14 protein-coding genes and 1 pseudogene are annotated in these 17,903 nt (G+C 55.7%); 7 read left to right on the forward strand and 8 right to left on the reverse strand.

Annotated elements, in window-relative coordinates:
* Nucleotides 1–35: 35 nt before the first annotated feature.
* Nucleotides 36–867 (reverse strand): annotated as a pseudogene (gene rsmA / locus JYE49_RS10425) (16S rRNA (adenine(1518)-N(6)/adenine(1519)-N(6))-dimethyltransferase RsmA).
* 162 nt (nt 868–1,029) lie between these two features.
* Here rsmA and JYE49_RS10430 point away from each other — a divergent pair.
* Nucleotides 1,030–2,016, forward strand: a complete 987-nt coding sequence (locus tag JYE49_RS10430) for a phosphodiester glycosidase family protein (protein WP_179217348.1) — start codon at nt 1,030–1,032, stop codon at nt 2,014–2,016.
* 27 nt (nt 2,017–2,043) lie between these two features.
* Nucleotides 2,044–2,988, forward strand: a complete 945-nt coding sequence (locus JYE49_RS10435; protein WP_093957546.1) for a prolipoprotein diacylglyceryl transferase family protein — start codon at nt 2,044–2,046, stop codon at nt 2,986–2,988.
* A 378-nt stretch (nt 2,989–3,366) separates the two neighbouring features.
* Here the strand turns inward: JYE49_RS10435 and nifJ are convergent, their stop codons facing one another.
* Nucleotides 3,367–6,891, reverse strand: coding sequence for a pyruvate:ferredoxin (flavodoxin) oxidoreductase (gene nifJ / locus JYE49_RS10440; RefSeq protein ID WP_093957545.1), 3,525 nt, complete (start codon nt 6,889–6,891; stop codon nt 3,367–3,369).
* A gap of 434 nt (nt 6,892–7,325) precedes the next feature.
* On the opposite strand from nifJ, the gene argS reads away from it, so the two are divergent.
* From argS to JYE49_RS10455, 3 genes are all read left to right on the forward strand, one after another.
* Nucleotides 7,326–9,044, forward strand: coding sequence for an arginine--tRNA ligase (argS, locus tag JYE49_RS10445; protein WP_093957544.1), 1,719 nt, complete (start codon nt 7,326–7,328; stop codon nt 9,042–9,044).
* Nucleotides 9,045–9,507: 463 nt separating this feature from the next.
* A complete protein-coding gene (locus JYE49_RS10450) occupies nt 9,508–10,668 on the forward strand; it encodes a M15 family metallopeptidase (protein WP_093957543.1) in 1,161 nt (386 codons plus the stop codon).
* Complete coding sequence (locus tag JYE49_RS10455; RefSeq protein WP_093957542.1) at nt 10,668–11,390, forward strand: SDR family NAD(P)-dependent oxidoreductase; 723 nt, start codon at nt 10,668–10,670, stop codon at nt 11,388–11,390. Before JYE49_RS10450 ends, JYE49_RS10455 begins: the two co-directional genes overlap by 1 nt.
* Here the strand turns inward: JYE49_RS10455 and JYE49_RS10460 are convergent.
* The 4 genes from JYE49_RS10460 to JYE49_RS10475 form a co-directional block, all read right to left on the reverse strand.
* Nucleotides 11,350–12,249, reverse strand: a complete 900-nt coding sequence (locus JYE49_RS10460; protein WP_283399397.1) for a DMT family transporter — start codon at nt 12,247–12,249, stop codon at nt 11,350–11,352. The two genes, JYE49_RS10455 and JYE49_RS10460, sit on opposite strands and share 41 nt — an antisense overlap.
* A 194-nt stretch (nt 12,250–12,443) precedes the next feature.
* Nucleotides 12,444–13,217, reverse strand: a complete 774-nt coding sequence (locus tag JYE49_RS10465) for a polysaccharide deacetylase family protein (protein WP_093957540.1) — start codon at nt 13,215–13,217, stop codon at nt 12,444–12,446.
* A complete protein-coding gene (locus JYE49_RS10470; protein WP_283399396.1) occupies nt 13,214–14,068 on the reverse strand; it encodes a serine O-acetyltransferase in 855 nt (284 codons plus the stop codon). Before JYE49_RS10470 ends, JYE49_RS10465 begins: the two co-directional genes overlap by 4 nt.
* Before the next feature lie 280 nt (nt 14,069–14,348).
* Nucleotides 14,349–14,783 (reverse strand): hypothetical protein, encoded by a 435-nt coding sequence (locus JYE49_RS10475; RefSeq protein ID WP_093957539.1) that lies wholly within the window; start codon nt 14,781–14,783, stop codon nt 14,349–14,351.
* Nucleotides 14,784–14,970: 187 nt separating this feature from the next.
* Here JYE49_RS10475 and JYE49_RS10480 point away from each other — a divergent pair, with 187 nt between their 5' ends.
* Nucleotides 14,971–15,603, forward strand: coding sequence for a polysaccharide deacetylase family protein (locus JYE49_RS10480; RefSeq protein ID WP_093957538.1), 633 nt, complete (start codon nt 14,971–14,973; stop codon nt 15,601–15,603).
* Nucleotides 15,604–15,790: 187 nt separating this feature from the next.
* Here JYE49_RS10480 and JYE49_RS10485 read toward each other — a convergent pair whose 3' ends face one another.
* Entirely contained in the window at nt 15,791–16,354 is a 564-nt protein-coding gene (locus JYE49_RS10485) for a chromate transporter (protein WP_093957537.1), read from the reverse strand.
* Nucleotides 16,351–16,953: a chromate transporter gene (locus JYE49_RS10490; protein WP_304582826.1), complete on the reverse strand. Its 603-nt coding sequence runs from the start codon at nt 16,951–16,953 to the stop codon at nt 16,351–16,353. Before JYE49_RS10490 ends, JYE49_RS10485 begins: the two co-directional genes overlap by 4 nt.
* Before the next feature lie 89 nt (nt 16,954–17,042).
* Here JYE49_RS10490 and JYE49_RS10495 point away from each other — a divergent pair, with 89 nt between their 5' ends.
* Entirely contained in the window at nt 17,043–17,897 is an 855-nt protein-coding gene (locus JYE49_RS10495; RefSeq protein WP_179217347.1) for a class I SAM-dependent methyltransferase, read from the forward strand.
* Nucleotides 17,898–17,903: the final 6 nt, after the last annotated feature.

Raw genomic sequence — 17,903 nt, forward strand, 5'->3', positions numbered from 1 at the left:
TCATCCTCATTGAGTTCACACTGCATAATTATGAATTATGAATTTGAAATTGCGTCCGCTAATTTCGCAATTTCTTCCAAAGTCAATTTCTCGCCTCTGACCTTTTCATCCAGGCCGGCTTCTGCTACAACCCGCAACGCCTCTTCCCGGTTCATCCTGAAGCTGGCGCACAGGTTGTTCACCATGGTCTTACGGCGAAGCGCAAACGCCGCGTTCGCCACCTTGAAGAACATGTCCCGGTTCTTCACTTCCACCGCGGGCTCCTCCCGCAGGGGCAGCACCACAAAAGCGCTGTCCACCTTCGGCGGGGGCGTAAACATTTCGGCCGGCACATCCACTGCCAGCCTCGGCTCACACAGGAACTGGCACAGGATCGACAGCGGTCCCCAGCTTTCCTCCCCCGGAGCCGCCAGGATCTTATCCGCTACTTCCTTGCACCATCAGCGCCAGCCTGCTCACCTGCAGGCCGCCGGTCAGGAGCAGCTTAATCAGCGGGGTGGTAATGTAGTACGGGATATTCGCCACCACGGCAAAGGGCTTTTTCAGCCCTGCTGTAATCTCCTGCAGGTTCAGGGACATCACGTCGCCCTGCACCACGGTCAGGTTCTTTTTCTCATCCAGGAAGGCCTTCAGCAGCGGAATCAGCCGTTCGTCCAACTCCACAGCCAGCACGCTGTTCGCCGCGTCACACAGATGCTTCGTCAGGCTGCCGCAGCCCGGTCCGATCTCCAGTACGTCTTCTTCCTTCGTGACTCCGGCTACCGCTGTCAGTTCTTCCAGCAGGGCCTCATCATAAAGGAAATTCTGTCCCAGGGACTGTTTGTACCGGAGATTGCTCTCCCGGATCCGGTCTTTTGTTTTGCTCATCCGGGTGCCCCTCCTTCACAAACTTTTACATAATATTGTAGCATTTCCAACGCTTCAAGACAAGGTTCCCCCTTCATTGACTCATCTGACCCTCATTTGTTATAATATTCAGCGATTATGTCAGCGCGTTCAAACGCTGTGTGTATAGGAGTCCTGTGTCTTATGATGAAGTTTTTCCGGGCCATGGCAGTGATTGTTCTTGCCTGCCTGCTCTGCACCGTTTCCATTTTCCCTGCTTTCGCTGAAACAGCCCAGGAGAGCCCCCGCCTGACACCCGGTCCGGCTGACTATGTGGTTACCGAAGAGAGCGGCGGCGAATTCCGCCCCCTTCCTATTGATATGACCGGCGGCGCCCCCCTGGGACGCATTCCCTACTCTGCGGACATGAACATCTACCAGGATCCCACCATCCGGGTGGAACGCCACCGGGTCGTGAGTCCCGAATGGAACTGCACCTATTACTACGCCTTTATCGAGATCAAGGATCCTTCCCAGCTGCGTACAGCCGCCGGAGATGACGCCTTCCGCACCACCACCAAGAAGCCGGTGCACCTGATCTCCAAGCACAAGAACGCCGTGCTGGCCATCAACGGCGACTACTTCGCAGCCTTCTCCGGCAACAAAGCCAACAACTATGTCCTGCGCCAGGGAACCCTCTGCCGGGATACCATTGCTCCCGAGCTGGACATGCTCCTGATTGACGAAGACGGCGACTTCCATGTCCTGACTTCGGATAACGACCTGGTTGCCGCGGAAAAGGAAACCATCGACGGCAAAAAGGTGATTAACGCCTTCCAGTTCGGTCCGGCGCTGGTGATCGACGGTGAAAAGGTGGCTGACGATATCATCCTGAACCGGGATCATGCCCCGAACTATGTGGAAGCGGACCGCCTGGCTCAGCGGATGTGCATCGCCCAAATCGACAAATTACACTACATGGTGCTGTGCTGCGCCCATTACGGTATCAACCTGGTTGACCTCCGGGACCTGGCCATGTCCCTTGCGGACTGCAAGGTCGTCTACAACCTGGACGGCGGCGCTTCCACCCAGATGGTTTTCCTGAATCAGCAGGTCAACAACACCACCAGTTCCGAGGGTCCCCGCCCCGTGACGGATATCATCTATTTTGCAAGCGCCTGGTTTAAATAATCGGCTTCTGCCAATGGAGTATGAAGAATGGATATTAATCTGACAGGCTATCTGCTTATGATGGCGGGAGGCGCGCTGCTGTGCGTCCTCTGGTTCTTCGCCGCATTCCGCCGGCAGGCCGGAACCCCAAAGGCTGCCGCCCTCAGCGGGCTGATCCTGCTGCTGGGCATCGTGCTCGGCATCATCTGTGCCCGTGTTTCCTGGATCCTGATGCGTTTCAACGCCTTCCAGGCGCGGGATCTGTTCAGCCTGAGGTATGACGAGCTTTCCTACTTCGGCGGCGTCGCCGGCGTCATCCTTGCTGTCTGGATTTCCGCAAAGATCACCGGACAGTCCGGCCGCACCGTGCTGAACGCTTTCGCCCCCATGGGCGCCCTGATGGCCGCCGTTGCCCGGTTTGCCGAGGTCTTCCTGGGTGAATACGGCGTGGGCTATATGGAAGAGTGGTTCGAAAAGGGCCTGTTCTTCCCGGTCACCATCGGCATCGCCTGGGACGAATATGAATCCGAGTATTATCTCGCGGTGTTCATGCTTTCCGGCATCTTCTGCCTGATCGCGATGGTCGTTTCCCTGTTCCGCTCCGGGGAACACAACCGCCTGACCCGGACCCTGTTCTATATCTGCCTTCCCCAGATCCTGCTGGAGAGTCTGCGGATGATGTCCATCAACTGGCTGTTTGTCCGGGTGGAAATGCTGCTGTGCTTCCTGTTCTGTGAAGCCGTGCTGGTGTTCTACGCCGTCAAGGCAAACCCGAAGAAGCTGCGCTCCTGGATCCCCGCGATCACCGGCCTCCTCGTCTGCGGCATCGTCATCGTCGGGGAATTCACCCTGGATGGAAAGATCACCCTGGGCGGTCAGTATATTTCCAAGTGGATTGTCTACGGCGTGGAAATCGCCGGATTGGCGGCAATAGCCTTTATGGAGAATAAAGGCTATCAACGCATCGCTGCAGCGCCAATTCATAATTCATAATTCACAATTCATAATTATATATGGTTTTCACCAGCGCATTGGTAATTGTACCGATGCGCTTTTCATCTGTCATTCATTATAAATGGATATTTCCTTTTTCTGTCTGCCTGAATGCAACACACAAGATGAAAGATTCTATCAGTATGAATTGTGAATTGAACTTGTCACATTCCCACAATACGCCTGGGATGTCTGAGGTTTTGCGTCCTTCGGACGTAGTGAGGGATCCCTCGACTAAGCTCGGGATGACACCCTTTATGGTCACCCGGCATGGCGATAAACACTATAATCATTATGAATTATGAATTATGAATTGTGAATTGAACTAAAATGGCCACAAAAAAGAGGCTGCCTTTCGGCAGCCTCTTATGGGCCATTTTAGTTCTGTCCCGCCATCTTCTTGTAGGATTCGCGGCGCACCTTGGCGTCCTCTTCCTGCTGGACAAAGAGCTTGGCGGCGGCATCCGGGAACTGCTGAGCCAGGGAGGTGTAACGAACCTCGCCCTTCAGGAATTCCTGATAATCGCCGGTGGGATCCTTGCTGTCGATGGTCATCGGGTTCTCAGCTTCCGGATTGTACCGGTACAGCTGCCAGTAACCGCACTCAACGGCCTTCTTGATTTCAGCCTGAGCCTTGCCCATGCCGCCCTTGGCCTTGAGGCCGTGGTTGATGCAGGGTGCGTAGGCGATGATCAGGGACGGGCCGTGATAAGCTTCCGCTTCCAGCATGGCCTTGATGACCTGCTGCGGGTTGCTCATAGCCACCTGGGCAACGTACACATAGCCGTAGCTCATGGCCATCATGCCCAGATCCTTCTTCTTGGTGCGCTTACCGGAGGCAGCGAACTTCGCAACGGAACCGGTGGGGGTAGCCTTGGAGGCCTGGCCGCCGGTGTTGGAGTACACTTCGGTATCCAGAACGAGGATGTTGACATCCTGGTTCTGAGCCAGCACGTGGTCAACTCCGCCGTAGCCGATGTCGTAGGCCCAGCCGTCGCCGCCGAAGATCCAGATGGACTTCTTGGTCAGCAGGTCCTTGTTGGCCAGAATGAAGGCCTTCTTGTCGGCGCCGCCGTCCTTGGCTTCCAGAGCAGCAACCAGCTTTTCGCCGGCCTTGCGGGAGCCTTCAGCGTCGTCCATGTTCTCGAGCCATTCCTTGGCAGCAGCCACAATGGCTTCGTCCTTGCCGACTTCGACCACTTCCGCGATCACTTCAGCCAGCTTGGCGCGGCGCTGGGTGGTGGCCAGGTTCATACCGAAGCCGAACTCAGCGTTGTCTTCGAACAGGCTGTTGGACCAGGCAGGTCCGAAGCCCTTCTCGTTGGTAGTGTAGGGGCAGGTCGGGGCGGAACCGCCGTAGATGGAGGAGCAGCCCGTCGCGTTGGCGATCATCATGCGGTCGCCGAACAGCTGTGTAACCAGCTTGACGTAAGGAGTCTCGCCGCAGCCGGCGCAGGCGCCGGAGAACTCGAACAGGGGCTTGAGGGCCTGGCTGTTCTTGACGGAAGCCTTGTTCTCGATCTTGGAAGCAACTTCCGGAACGGTCATGGCGTACTCCCAGTTGGCCTCTTCCTTACGCTGGCTGTCCAGGGGCTTCATAACCAGGGCCTGCTTGCCTTCCTTGTCCTTCAGCGGGCAGACGTCAACGCAGTTGCCGCAGCCGGTACAGTCGAGCGGGCTGACCTGCAGGCGGTACTTCATGCCGGCAAATTCCTTACCGGTAGCGTTCTTGGTGGCGAAGCCTTCCGGCACTTCCGCATCACCCTCAACATAGATGGGACGGATGCAGGCGTGCGGGCAGACGATGGAGCAGGTGCCGCACTGGATACAGTTGTCGATCTGCCACTCGGGCACGAACACGGCAATACCGCGCTTCTCGAACTTGGTGGTGCCGGTGGGCACGATACCGCGGGGATCCAGCTTGGATACGGGCAGCTTGTTGCCTTCCTGGGCCAGGACCGGAGCGATGAACTCATCGTAGTACTCGTTGGTTCCCGGAACCTTGGCGGGCACAGCGCCTTCAGTGGTGGTCGCCCAGTCGGCGGGAATGTCAACCTTGACCAGACCGGTCAGGGCAGCGTCGATCGCGGCGAAGTTCATGTTGACGACATCCTGGCCCTTCTTGCCGTAGGAAGCGACAACCTTTTCCTTCATGTACTTGTCGGCATCTTCGTAGGGGATGATGTCGGCCAGTTTGAAGAAGGCAGCCTGCATGGTGGTGTTGGTACGTCCGCCCATACCGACCTTGCGGGCCAGGTCAATAGCGTTGATGATGTAGAAGTTCGCCTTCTTGGCAGCCAGCTTGTTCTTCATGGAGGCGGGCAGGCGCTCGTTGAGCTCCTCAACGCTCCACTGGCAGTTCAGCAGGAAGGTGCCGCCTTCGCGCAGGGGGCTGACCATGTCGTACATGGTAACGTAGGCGGGGTTGGAGCAGCTGATGAAGTCGGCCACGTCGATCAGATAGGGGCTCTGGATCGGGGTGTCACCAAAGCGCAGGTGGCTGACAGTCAGACCGCCGGACTTCTTGGAGTCATAGAAGAAGTAAGCCTGGGCGTACTTCTCGGTGTGGTCGCCGATGATCTTGATGCTGTTCTTGTTGGCGCCGACGGTACCATCGGAACCGAGGCCGTAGAACATGCAGGCAGCAGTGCCGGCGGGAGCCGCGGCGAAGGTTTCGCCCAGCTTCAGGCTGGTGTTGCTGACGTCATCGTCGATACCCACGGTGAAGTGGTTCTTCATTTCACCGTCCAGGTTGGCAAACACGGCCTTCACCATGGTGGGGGTGAATTCCTTGCTGCCCAGACCGTAACGGCCGCCCACGACCTTGATGTCGCCGCGTCCGGCTTCCGCCAGGGCAGAAACAACATCCAGGTACAGAGGCTCGCCCAGAGAACCGGATTCCTTGGTGCGGTCCAGCACGGCGATCTTCTTCACGGTCTTCGGGAGCACCTTCATCAGGTATTCCACAGAGAAGGGACGGTACAGGTGGCACTTCACGATACCGACCTTTTCGCCGCTCTCGAGCATCTTGTTGATGGTCTCATGAGCAACGTCGCAGCTGGAGCCCATGGAGATGATGACCTTTTCGGCATCCGGAGCGCCTTCATACTGGAAGGGCTTGTAAACCCGACCGGTCAGCTTGGCGACTTCGTCCATGCACTCTTCCACGATGGCGGGAACGGCAGCGTAGAAGTTGTTGGCGGCTTCACGGCCCTGGAAGTAGATATCACTGTTCTGGGCGGTACCGGCCTGATGCGGATGTTCCGGATTCAGGGCGCGGGCGCGGAACTCTTCTACCTTGTCCCACGGCACAAGAGCCTTGATCTCTTCGTAGTTGTTCTTGGTGTCGATGGCGTCGATCTTCTGGATTTCGTGGCTGGTGCGGAAACCGTCGAAGAAGTGGAGGAACGGCACGGAGCTCTTCAGCGTTGCCAGATGGGCAACCAGAGCCATGTCGTGAGCTTCCTGGACGGAGTTGCTGGCCAGCATGGCGAAACCGGTCTGGCGGCAGGCCATAACGTCGCTGTGATCACCAAAGATGTTCAGCGCGTGATACGCTAGAGCACGGGCGCTGACATGGAAGACTGCGGGCGTGAGTTCGCCGGCGATCTTGTACATGTTGGGGATCATCAGCAGCAGACCCTGGGAAGCGGTGAATGTGGTGGTCAGAGCACCGGCGGACAGGGAGCCGTGCACAGCGCCGGCGGCGCCGGCTTCGGACTGCATCTCCGCGATGCGCACCGTCTGGCCGAACAGGTTCTTCCTGTCATGGGCGGCCCATTCATCCGCAACTTCCGCCATGGGGGAAGAGGGGGTAATGGGGTAGATGGCTGCCACATCGCTGAACGCATACGCAACGTGGCTGACAGCAGTATTGCCGTCAATGGTCAGTTTGATGGACATGAACTTACCTCCTGACTTGATGTGGGCGGGGCGGTTGCCCGCCCGTTATAAAAGACCGCCCTTTCGTGAAAAAAAGCACACGAAATAAGGCGGTTCGCCTCTGAGGATAATTATATGCATTATATAGGTAGATGTCAATGAATCATAATCCGCGAAGGATTATGATTCATAATGCATAATTCACAATTCATAATTCATAATTATATAGTGTTTGGCATGCTCTGCGCTCTTGCCGGGCCGTTCTTCGCCGAAAGATGTCAGCATGAGACAAAACAAATTATTCGTTTCGTTATTTACTATTATTTATAGTTGCGAAAACATTGGAAAAACAGGTATAATAATTGTTTGTACAGCCCCCTTTATCAAAAGTTCATGGCTGTTCAGCATATTTAATTATGAATTATGAATTATGAATTGTGAATTGAGGTAGTTCCATGGACATGATGACAACCATCGCCACCCTGCTTGCTTCAACCATTTCTTCTGTCTGGCCCGACGCCGAAGGCCTGCCCGTCGCGGATGAAATCCGCGGCCTGCTGGCTGTGCCCCCGGATCCGGCCATGGGCGACTATGCCTTCCCCTGCTTCCGCCTGGCCAAGCCCCTGCGCTCCGCCCCGCCGAAGATCGCGGAAGCGCTCTGCGCCGCCTGGAAGAATGAGGACACCGCCTCCGTGCAGCCCGTGAACGGCTACATGAACTTCTTCCTCAACCGGGCCAACTTCGCCGCCGGCATTATGGCTGAGCTGCAGGAGAAGAAGGACCGCTTCGGCTCCGGCGAGGAAGGCAAAGGCAAGACCGTGTGCCTGGACTATTCTTCGATCAATATCGCCAAGCGTTTCCACATCGGCCACCTGTCCTCCACCATGCTGGGCCACAGCCTGAAGCGGATCTTTGATTTCCTGGGCTATGAGACCGTGGGTATCAACCACCTGGGCGACTGGGGCACCCAGTTCGGCAAGATGGTCTGCGCCTACAAGAAGTGGGGCAAAAAGGAAGACGTGGAAGAACGCGGCATCGACGCGATGACCGAACTCTACGTCCGTTTCCATAAGGAAGCTGAAACCAACCCCGCCCTGGAAGATGAAGGCCGGGCCTGGTTCAAGAAGATCGAGGACAACGATCCGGAAGCCATGGAAATCTTCCGCTGGTTCAAGGAAGTGACCCTGAAGGATGCCGCCCGGGTCTATGACAAGCTGGGTGTCAGCTTCGACAGCTACGCCGGCGAAAGTTTCTACATCGACAAGACGGAGCCCGTCATCCAGGCCCTGCGGGACAAGAATCTGCTGACAGAAAGCCAGGGCGCCCAGGTTGTGGACCTGAGCGAGGACAATATGCCCCCCTGCCTGATCATCAAGAGCGACGGCACCACCATCTATGCCACCCGTGACCTGGCGGCCGCTCTTTACCGCCAGAACACCTACCATTTTGACAAGTGCCTGTATGTGGTGGCCTATCAGCAGGATCTGCACTTCCGCCAGATTTTCCGCGTACTGGAAAAGATGGATTATCCCTGGGCCAAGGGCTGCGTCCATGTTTCCTTCGGTATGATCAGCTTCGAAGGCGAAGCCCTCTCCACCCGGAAGGGCAACGTGGTCCTGCTGGAGGACCTGCTGGATCAGGCCGTTTCCAAAGCACGGGAGATTATCGAAGAGAAATCCCCCAACCTGGAGAACAAGGACGAGGTTGCCCGCCAGGTGGGTATCGGCGCCGTGGTCTATACCGACCTGAGCAACAACCGGATCAAGGATATCGACTTCCGCTGGGACCGCGCCCTCAACTTTGACGGTGAATCCGGCCCCTACGTCCAGTACACCCACGCCCGTTGCTGCTCCGTGCTGCGCAAAGCCCCGGACTTCTCCGGCGTGACTCCGGACTGGTCCGCGCTGACCGACGACGAAGCCCAGGCGCTCCTGCGGCTCATCAGCCGCTTCCCGGACGTCATCCGCGAAGCCGCCGCCAAGTATGAGCCCAGCATGATCACCCGCGCCGTGACCGACATCGCCCAGGCATACAACAAATACTACTACGAGCACCGGATCCTGGACGGCGAACCTGCCCAGGCCGCCGCGAGGGTCGCCCTGACCGACGCCGCGAAGACGGTCATTAAGACGGGCCTGTACCTGATTGGAATTGAAGCGCCGGAAAGGATGTAAGGCGCATGCAAGGCACAGCCTTACATGCGTAATGAATACTGAAAACTTAAGACTTAAAACTTAAAAATATAAGTGTTCATCCACAACGCATTGGAGAAATCCAATGCGTTTTTTGATCATTGCGCAAAAAAGCTGTCATTCCGAACGAAACGAAGTGAAGTTGAATAATTCCTTGATATAAATGTAGTAAGGGATTCCTCCACTACGGCTGCGCCTCCGGTCGGAATGACAACCCTGGTTTCATCTCAGTCAGAATAAAACACAACTACTCGTGTCCTGAAGCGAGCCTTTTTCTTGCTACGCTTGCGTTTTTACATTGATTCCATTATAATGTGAAGGAAATGTAACTTTATGTGACGAATTGTTTAAGGAATCGATTGTATCCCTTTTTCATTCAGGTACGGAATCCTATCATTCTGAATTCTGAATTCTGAATTCTGAATTATTAAGGCAGGTGTGATTCATGAGTAGAACAAAGAAGAGCAAGGCCGTCCCGGTTGTCATCGTCCTGACGATCCTGATTGCCGCACTGGCCATCCTCTGCTTTCTGATCAAGCCCCTGGTGATTGAGCCCCAGAAGGCCGCCATCGCCAAGGCCAACGCCGATGCCAGGGCTGCCGTTGAGGAACGGAACAAGCAGGCTGAAGCGGAATACAAAGCGCTGATCGCCGAGCTGGAAGCCAAGGCCAATGAGCCCACCAACCCCAGCTGGCCGGAGCATGACCCGGATGCCGCCTGGCAGATCCTGGACCTGTCCGATATCCCGCTGGAAAGCCAGACCGCCGAAACCAAGACCCGTGCGGATCTGTTCAAATACGGCAACGAGATGCTGCTGGTGAACGCCTGGCATTCCCGCCCGGAAAATGACTTCGACGAGAGCGAACTCAAAAGCGTCTCCAAGTACAACCAGGGCGACCTGAAGATCCAGGCCAAGGACAACAACGTGCTCCTCTACCCGAAGGCCATCCAGGCCCTGACTGTTGCCCTGGCTGACGCGAAAGCCGCGGGCTACACCCATTACCTGGTGGACGGCGGCTACCGCAGCTATAAGACCCAGGAAGAATACTTCAACAACAAGGTCAACAAGCTCTCTTCCAAATACACCGGCGAAGCCCTGATCGAAGCCGCGAAGAAGGAAGTTAACTATCCCGGTACCAGCGAATACAACTCCGGTTTCGGTTTCGACCTCCGTCTGTATGACCGGAACGATCCCGACGTCGGCGCCCCGAAGTACTCCACCACGCCGGAAGGCAAGTGGATGAACGAGAACTGCTGGAAGTACGGCTTCGTTTTCCGCTTCCCCCAGAACGCCTGGCCGCTGGAAACCTCCTCGGACAAGAGCTTCAAGACCGGCGTCTCCGTCCACCTGAACCTGTACCGCTATGTTGGCAAGGGCAATGCCGCCATCATGCACTACAAGGATTTCACCCTGGAAGAGTACATCGAGTACCTGGAAGAGCATCCCCACATCGCCCTGTTCGAGAACGGCGTGCTGAAGTATGAAATCTACCGCCAGTACGTGGGCGAAGCTCCCAGCTTCGACGTCCAGCTGACCCGCAAGACCAACACCTGGGAAACCTCCCTGGATAACATGGGTGCGCTGATCACCGTGTTCTACTATTGATGAGTACGATCCTGATTACAGGCGCCTCCCATGGCGTAGGCAAAGCATTTGCCATTGCCTGCGCACAGTCCGGGCGCTTCTCAAAGATCATCCTGAACGGCGGCACTGATACAGCCGCCCTGGAGGATACCGCCCGCCGCGTTTCCGCAGCGGGCGATCTTGTCTGCCTTGCGGACGTCGGCGACGTCAGTGATCTCGCCTATGTCCAGGGCCTGCGGGAGCGTTTCGGCCCCGTGGACACGCTGGTCAACAACGCCGGCATCTCCCGTATCGGCCTGCTGACGGACATGTCCCCGGATGTATGGGACCGGGTGCTGAAGGTCAACGTAACCTCCCTGTACAACACCTGCCACACCTACGTGCCGGACATGGTTTCAAACGGCGGCGGACAGATCCTGAACGTTTCCTCCGTCTGGGGGCTGTGCGGCGCCTCCTGCGAGGTGGCCTACAGCGCTTCCAAGGGCGCGGTGAACGCCTTTACCAAAGCCCTGGCAAAAGAACTGGCGCCCTCCCATATCCGGGTGAACGCAATTGCCCTGGGTATCATCGGCACGCGCATGAACGCGCACCTGACCGAAACAGAAACCGCGGAGATCTGCGACCAGATCCCCGCGGGCTATATTGCTTCTCCTGAAGACGCGGCGCAGGCCATGCTCCGCCTGCTGGATATGCCGGAATATTTTAACGGTGAGATTGTCCGTTTCGACGGATGCTGGATATAACCGGCGAAAGCTGGGCCAGGATCACCGCGAAAAACATAAGCACACAACCGACGGTCTCACGGACCGTCATTTTTTCGCCTATCAGCAGGGCGCCGGTCAGCACAGCGAACACCGCTTCCATACACATGATCAGCGAAGCCACCGTGGGATCCGTATCCCGCTGACCCAGTACCTGCAGGGTGTAGCCCACCGCGCCGGACATGATGCCGGCATACAGGATGGGAATCAGCGCTTCCCGGAGGCCTTCACAGGTGATGGGCTCCGTGGCCAGGGCAATCAGCATGGACAGCCCGCCGGTCACCAGGAACTCGTCCCGGGCCAGCTTCACGCCGCTGACCCGCGGCGCGTAATGATCCACACACAGGATCTGGAAGGTAAAGCACACGGCGCAGCCCAGCACCAGCAGGTCTCCGCCCTGGAGCTCAAAGCCGCCGCCCGCGGGCATGCACAGCAGCCACAGGGCGGCCACGGCAATGAGCACGCCCAACCAGATAATCTTCCCCGGATTCTTCCTGAACAGGAACCAGGCCGCCACCGGCACCAGCACCACATACAAAGCCGTGATGAATCCCGCCTTGCCCGCGCTGGTGGACACCAGGCCCATCTGCTGCAGGGAGGAGGCAATAAACAGCAGCGCGCCGCAGATCACTCCGCTGAGCCGCTGCTCTTTCGGATCCGGAGCCTTGTAATCAGGGCTCTTTTTGTTTTTCCGTTCAAAAAGGAGCGTGACCGGAATCATCACCAGCCACGCAAGCAGCATCCGTACACCGTTGAAGGTGAAGGGTCCCATGTGATCCATGCCTACGCGCTGCGCCACAAACGCCGCGCCCCAGATCACCGCACCCAACAGAAGAAGCAAACTTCCTCTTAATGCTTTACGGTTCAATCAGATCAATCCTCTATAGCAATTCAGAATTCAGAATTAAGAATTAAGAATTTTTACTCAAGATCCTTCGTACAACTCAGGATCTTCCGCTTATAATGTGTCATACCAGGCTTGCAGAAAGGTCAAACATTTAATTCTGAATTCTGAATTCTTAATTCTGAATTGGATTATTTGTCCTTAAACTGTTCCTTATCGAAAACGTACAGTTCGTCACTCGTTTCCGGCGGGTCAAAGCCGAACAGCTCGCTCACGGTGACCATTTCAAAGCCCCGCTCTTTCAGCTCCGGAATCAGTTTCTCCATGAACAGGGTATCCTTTTTCTTCGAATGGAAGAGCAGGATGCTGCCGTTCTGGATCTTGTCCAGCGCTTTGTTCAGGTCCTTGGTTTCGCTGATATCCCAACGGACCACATGATCATATCCGTATCTTTTCACCGCGTTGATAACCCGGCTGTTTCCGTTGCTGTGGCTCTTGAGATCCTCAATACTTCCATAGGGCGGACGCAGCCAGCGGGTTGCATAGTGATACCCCAGGGTTTTGTCCAGCGCTTCCTGCCAGCGTCCCAGGGCGCCGTAGATGGACTGATTGTCCCGGCCTCCCAGCTGCAAATGCCGGTTGGTATGCGTTCCGATTTCACAGCCCGCGTCCAGCACGCTCTGCCACATCTCCCGGTATTTTTCCTCCAGGCATCCTGTATAAACCAGCGGAAAGAACGTCATGACGATGCCCTGTTCCTTGCACAGTTCCACGTCCCGCTTAATCCATTCCGTAGCGCTTTTGTAGCAGTCATCCACCGTGATAGCAACCTTTTTAATGTTCCTGTCTCCGTGATTGAGGACAAATTCCTGCAGGAGCTCCTCATTGCTTTCCGCACAGGCATATCCCGTGATCGCGCACAGGCACAGCAGCAGTGCCAGGCACTTTTTCAGCCATCCGCTCATTCCCTGTTTTCCCCCTTGTAGGCCACAACGCTGCCGGCCTCCACAGACCGGGTCAGCCAGGTGTTACCGCCGATCACGCTGTTATCCCCGATATAGGTGTCTCCGCCGAGGATGGTGGCGTTAGCGTAAATCACCACGTGGTTGCCGATGTTCGGGTGCCGCTTGATGTTCTTCACGGGGTTCCCGTTCTCATCCAGCTCGAAGCTCTTCGCGCCCAGGGTCACGCCCTGGTACAGCTTCACGTGGTCGCCGATCACCGTGGTTTCACCGATGACGATACCGGTGCCGTGGTCAATGAAGAAATACTCGCCGACCGTGGCGCCCGGGTGGATATCAATACCGGTCTTCTCATGGGCATATTCCGTCATGATCCGGGGAATCAGCGGCGCCTTGAGCACATACAGTTCATGGGCAATACGGAAAATGCAGATGGCCCGGAAGCCGGGATAGGTGATCATAACCTCTTCCCTGCAGACCGCGGCGGGGTCGCCCTCATACAGGGCTTCCACGTCCAGCAGGAGCAGGCGCTTGATTTCCGGCAGCCGCTCGGCAAAGCCGGTGCAGATTGCGTCAGCAGCCTTCACCGGATCCTCACCCTGGAGGTCCTGGAACCGCATGGCGGCAACCAGCTGATCCCGCAGCCGGTACAGGGCACGGATCAGCAGCGTTTCCTCCGCCATGTCCGGATAATCCCGGCGGAAGGCCATGGGGAACAGCAGGGACTGCAGCTCGTGAAGCACCTTCACGATTTCCAGCCGGTCCGGCGGCGGACAGGCATGATCAGCACAGCGGGCCTTTTCCATTTTCACCTGTGCCAGAGCCTTGACCGTTGACTTAATATGCTCTTTCATGCCAATCCCCCTAAATCAATTCAGAATTAAGAATTCAGAATTCAGAATTAAATGTACTCAACGCCGTTGCCTGATATATATCCAGGCATATAGCACTTCATAACAAATTATTATACCTTTATTCTCAATAAATCCGCAAGTTTTTTGGTGTTCTTTTGGCTTATATGTCAGCAGGAAACAGAGTAACTATTACGTTTTCCGAAGGAAAACATTTCACATTGCGAAGCGATATTTCACATTGGCCGCAGGTCAATATTTCATTGATTTATTGTATTTTTCATCAATCCAGAAGGCTCCACTGGCTTTTCCCTTTCGCGCCGTATACCCAGTATTTAATGATTATGTATTTCTCAATGCCATCTTCCCGGACTTCCCTTCGGGCCGATTCCTTCAGCCAGTCATAGCAATAGTGATTCATATCGTTCAGCACGTCGAAGGGGCAGACATTCACTCCTTCCAGCTGTTCAACCGTATTGTGCTCTTTCAGATATTCCCGGAACCAATCCAGTCCCTGTTCACAGCGAACCACTTTTTCCACGACACAGTGAGCCCAGTTGATATCGTTAGCCTCTATCCTTGTTCCCAGGTAGACCGTCGTGTCTTCCGGCAGCTGAAGCCAGTCCAGTTTTGTCCGATAATAACCCCTGACAATAACCAGGACCGCGATAAACAATAATGCAATAACACCCAGCCTGAAATCTTTATCCGTTTTCATTTTCTCCTCCCGTTTCCACGGCGTATTTCACTATATCCTACGCGTTCCGGACGGTTTTTCTTCCCTTTACTCATTCAGTGCGATGAAGGATTGACAGGCTCCTCTCTTCTGCATACAATAACTTGTACGGACAACAATGACGTTCATACCATTTATGTTGAATTGATTCCATCCGGAGGATTTTATTATGTCTCAGCCCATGATCGCCCTGACCTTTGATGACGGCCCGAATACCGTCATTACGCCCTTGGTTCTGGATATCCTGAAGGAGAACGACGCCGTCGGCACCTTCTTCCTCATCGCCCAGAACATCACGCCCGAATCAGCGGAAATGGTCCGCCGGGCCGTTGCCCAGGGCTGCGATATTGAAAACCATTCCCTGACCCACGGCTTTATGGACAAGATGACCGCTGAGGAAATCCGCGCTGAAGTGAAAGCCTGCACGGAACAGATCGTGGCCATCACCGGCCGGGAGCCCCAGTTCTTCCGTCCGCCCTTCATCGCCGTGAACCAGACCATGTATGACAACATCGACTACACCTTCATCTGCGGTGCCGGCTGTGAGGACTGGGTGCCCACCGTCTCCGCCGAAGAGCGGGCCGAGCGAGTCCTGGCCAACGCCGAAGATGGCCAGATCGTTCTCCTGCATGACATGCAGTGGAACATGAATACCGTGGAAGCGCTGAAAACCATCGTACCGGAACTGAAAAAGCGGGGCTACCGCTTCGTCACCTGCGCCCAGCTCTTCGCCGAAGCCGGCGTTACGCCCGTGCATGGACGGCTGTACTCCAATGTCTATCAAACCATTGATAGACCATAACAAGCATTTCTCCGAAATGCTTTAATGAATACTGAAAACTTAAAACTTAAGACTTAAAAATTCTATAGTCTGACCACCTTCCCAGAAATTTAAATCAAGAAAATAGCTTCCGAACTCGGAAGCTATTTTTTCCACCATTTTTAAGTTTTCATTTTTCAGTTTTAAGTATTAATTGGAGGAATCATTATCAGAAGATAATGATTCCGAGTATTGCTGATATTCCTATCAGCAGTATTGGTGATATTCCTTTTTTGAGTTTTTTGATCTTCCTGGATCCGAAGTAGATCACCGCCAGCACAACAGCCAGGGCCAGGGGCCGCCAGTCCGCTTCCGCACCGGTCAGGGGCAGGATCGCGTTCTTATACAGCATATGGATGCCCACCGCTGTGATCACACCGATGACGCAGCTCTGCAGACCCCGCATCACAGCCTGGGCATACTTGTTGTTCAGCGTATGCTTCATGACTTCCATGATCAGCAGGATGATCACAAAAGCGGGCAGGATGGAAGCCAGCGTGGCGATAATCGCGCCGGGGATGCCCGCCTGGCTGGTGCCCACATAGGTTGCCAGGTTAACCATGATCGGGCCGGGGGTGCTCTCGCTGACAGCGATCATGTCTGTCAGTATTTCCTCCGTCACCCAGCCGTAGGACAGTACCACTTCACGGATCAGCGGAATCGCGGCATAGGCGCCGCCGAAGGAGAACAGGCCCACCTTCAGGAAGCCGATCAGCAGTTCCAGGTAAATCATGCCTGCTCACCGTCCTTTCCCTTGCGGTCCTGGACAAAGAACACAGCCACACTGATTGCCGCGGCTGCCAGCAGCAGCGTAATCGTGGAGATCTTCCAGGAGAAGACGCTGATCAGCACCGTCAGGATCAGGGCCGCGACCAGCAGGATGATCCGGATGGGCTCCTTCGGCATTTTCTTTGCCATGCGGATACCCACGTCCAGGATCAGCAGACCCACCGCCACCCGGATGCCCCGGAAGGCGCTGGCCACCCAGGCGATCTCCAGGAACTTATCCAGGAACATGGAAATGACCCAGATGATAATGAAGGACGGCAGCACCACACCCAGCGTGGCCGCGATGGAACCCCAGATGCCCTTCTGCTTGAAGCCCACAAACGTGGCACAGTTGATGGCCACCGGACCCGGCGTGCTTTCCGCAATGACGGTCACGTTCACCAGGTCCTCATGGGTAATCCAGTGCTTCTTTTCCACGCAGATGTTCTCGATGACGGAGATCATCGCGTACCCTCCGCCGAAGGTGAACGCCCCGATCCTGAAAAAGGTCAGGAATAAATCCCAAAGCATGCTATCCTCTCCCGCATACAATTCTTTTGACATTATATCATCACTCCTTTCCCTCCGCCACATTTCGTGATATCATGGAGTCCACATTTTTCAAGTCTAAAACCAAAGGAGATGAGCCATCCGTGAGCACCAACAATATCTGGTCTGATAACATCCAGGGCGTGATGACGTTGTACCTGAGCCGCCAGCTGAGATTCGACGACATGTTCTTTGATCAGTATCAGAAGGCCTTCGGGCTGGACCGGCATGCGGACCTGAAGATCCTGGAAATCGGCTGCGGCCCCGGAGCCCTCGCTGCCGCCCTGCACAGATGGTATCCCAACGCGAAGATCACCGCCATGGACCGGGACAGTCAGTTCGTGGCCTTCGGCCGGGAAAACATCCCCGGGGTTGAATTCCTGGAAGGCGACGCCACCGCTCTCCCCTTTGATGACAACTCCTTTGACGTCACCATTTCCAATACCGTGCAGGAGCACGTAGAGCCCTCCGCCTTCTGGGGAGAACAGCGGCGGGTCCTGAAGCCCGGCGGCATCTGCCTCTGCCTCTCCGCCCGGAAAGGCCTGCACAGCACAGCGCTCTGCCTGGAGACCACTGCCGCTGAGGAAGCTTTCTGGAACAGCCTTCCGGAAGACGAGGATCCCCGGGAAAAGTACGGCGTCTGCAAATACCCCATGTCTGAAGCCGGTATCCCCGCCTCTGCGGAGCAGAACGGTTTCCGCAGCGTCTCCACCGGATACGCGGTCATCGATCTTACGCCGGATGCCCCGAAATATCCCGCTGAGATGGCTGAACGGATGATCGAGGCGCAGCGCCAGAATGACCTGGAGGCCATCGCCTCCGTCCATGCGGAAAACGACAAGGAAGCTATTGCCGCCATCAACGCCAAATACGACGAGCGTCTCCGCCTCTACCGGGAAGGCATCCGCCTGTGGGACACATCCGTGTCCATCACCATGATCGTCCGTGGGGAAAAATAAAAAGAC

It is taken from the genome of Aristaeella hokkaidonensis, from assembly GCF_018128945.1.
GTDB classification, from domain to species: Bacteria; Bacillota; Clostridia; order Christensenellales; family Aristaeellaceae; genus Aristaeella; species Aristaeella hokkaidonensis.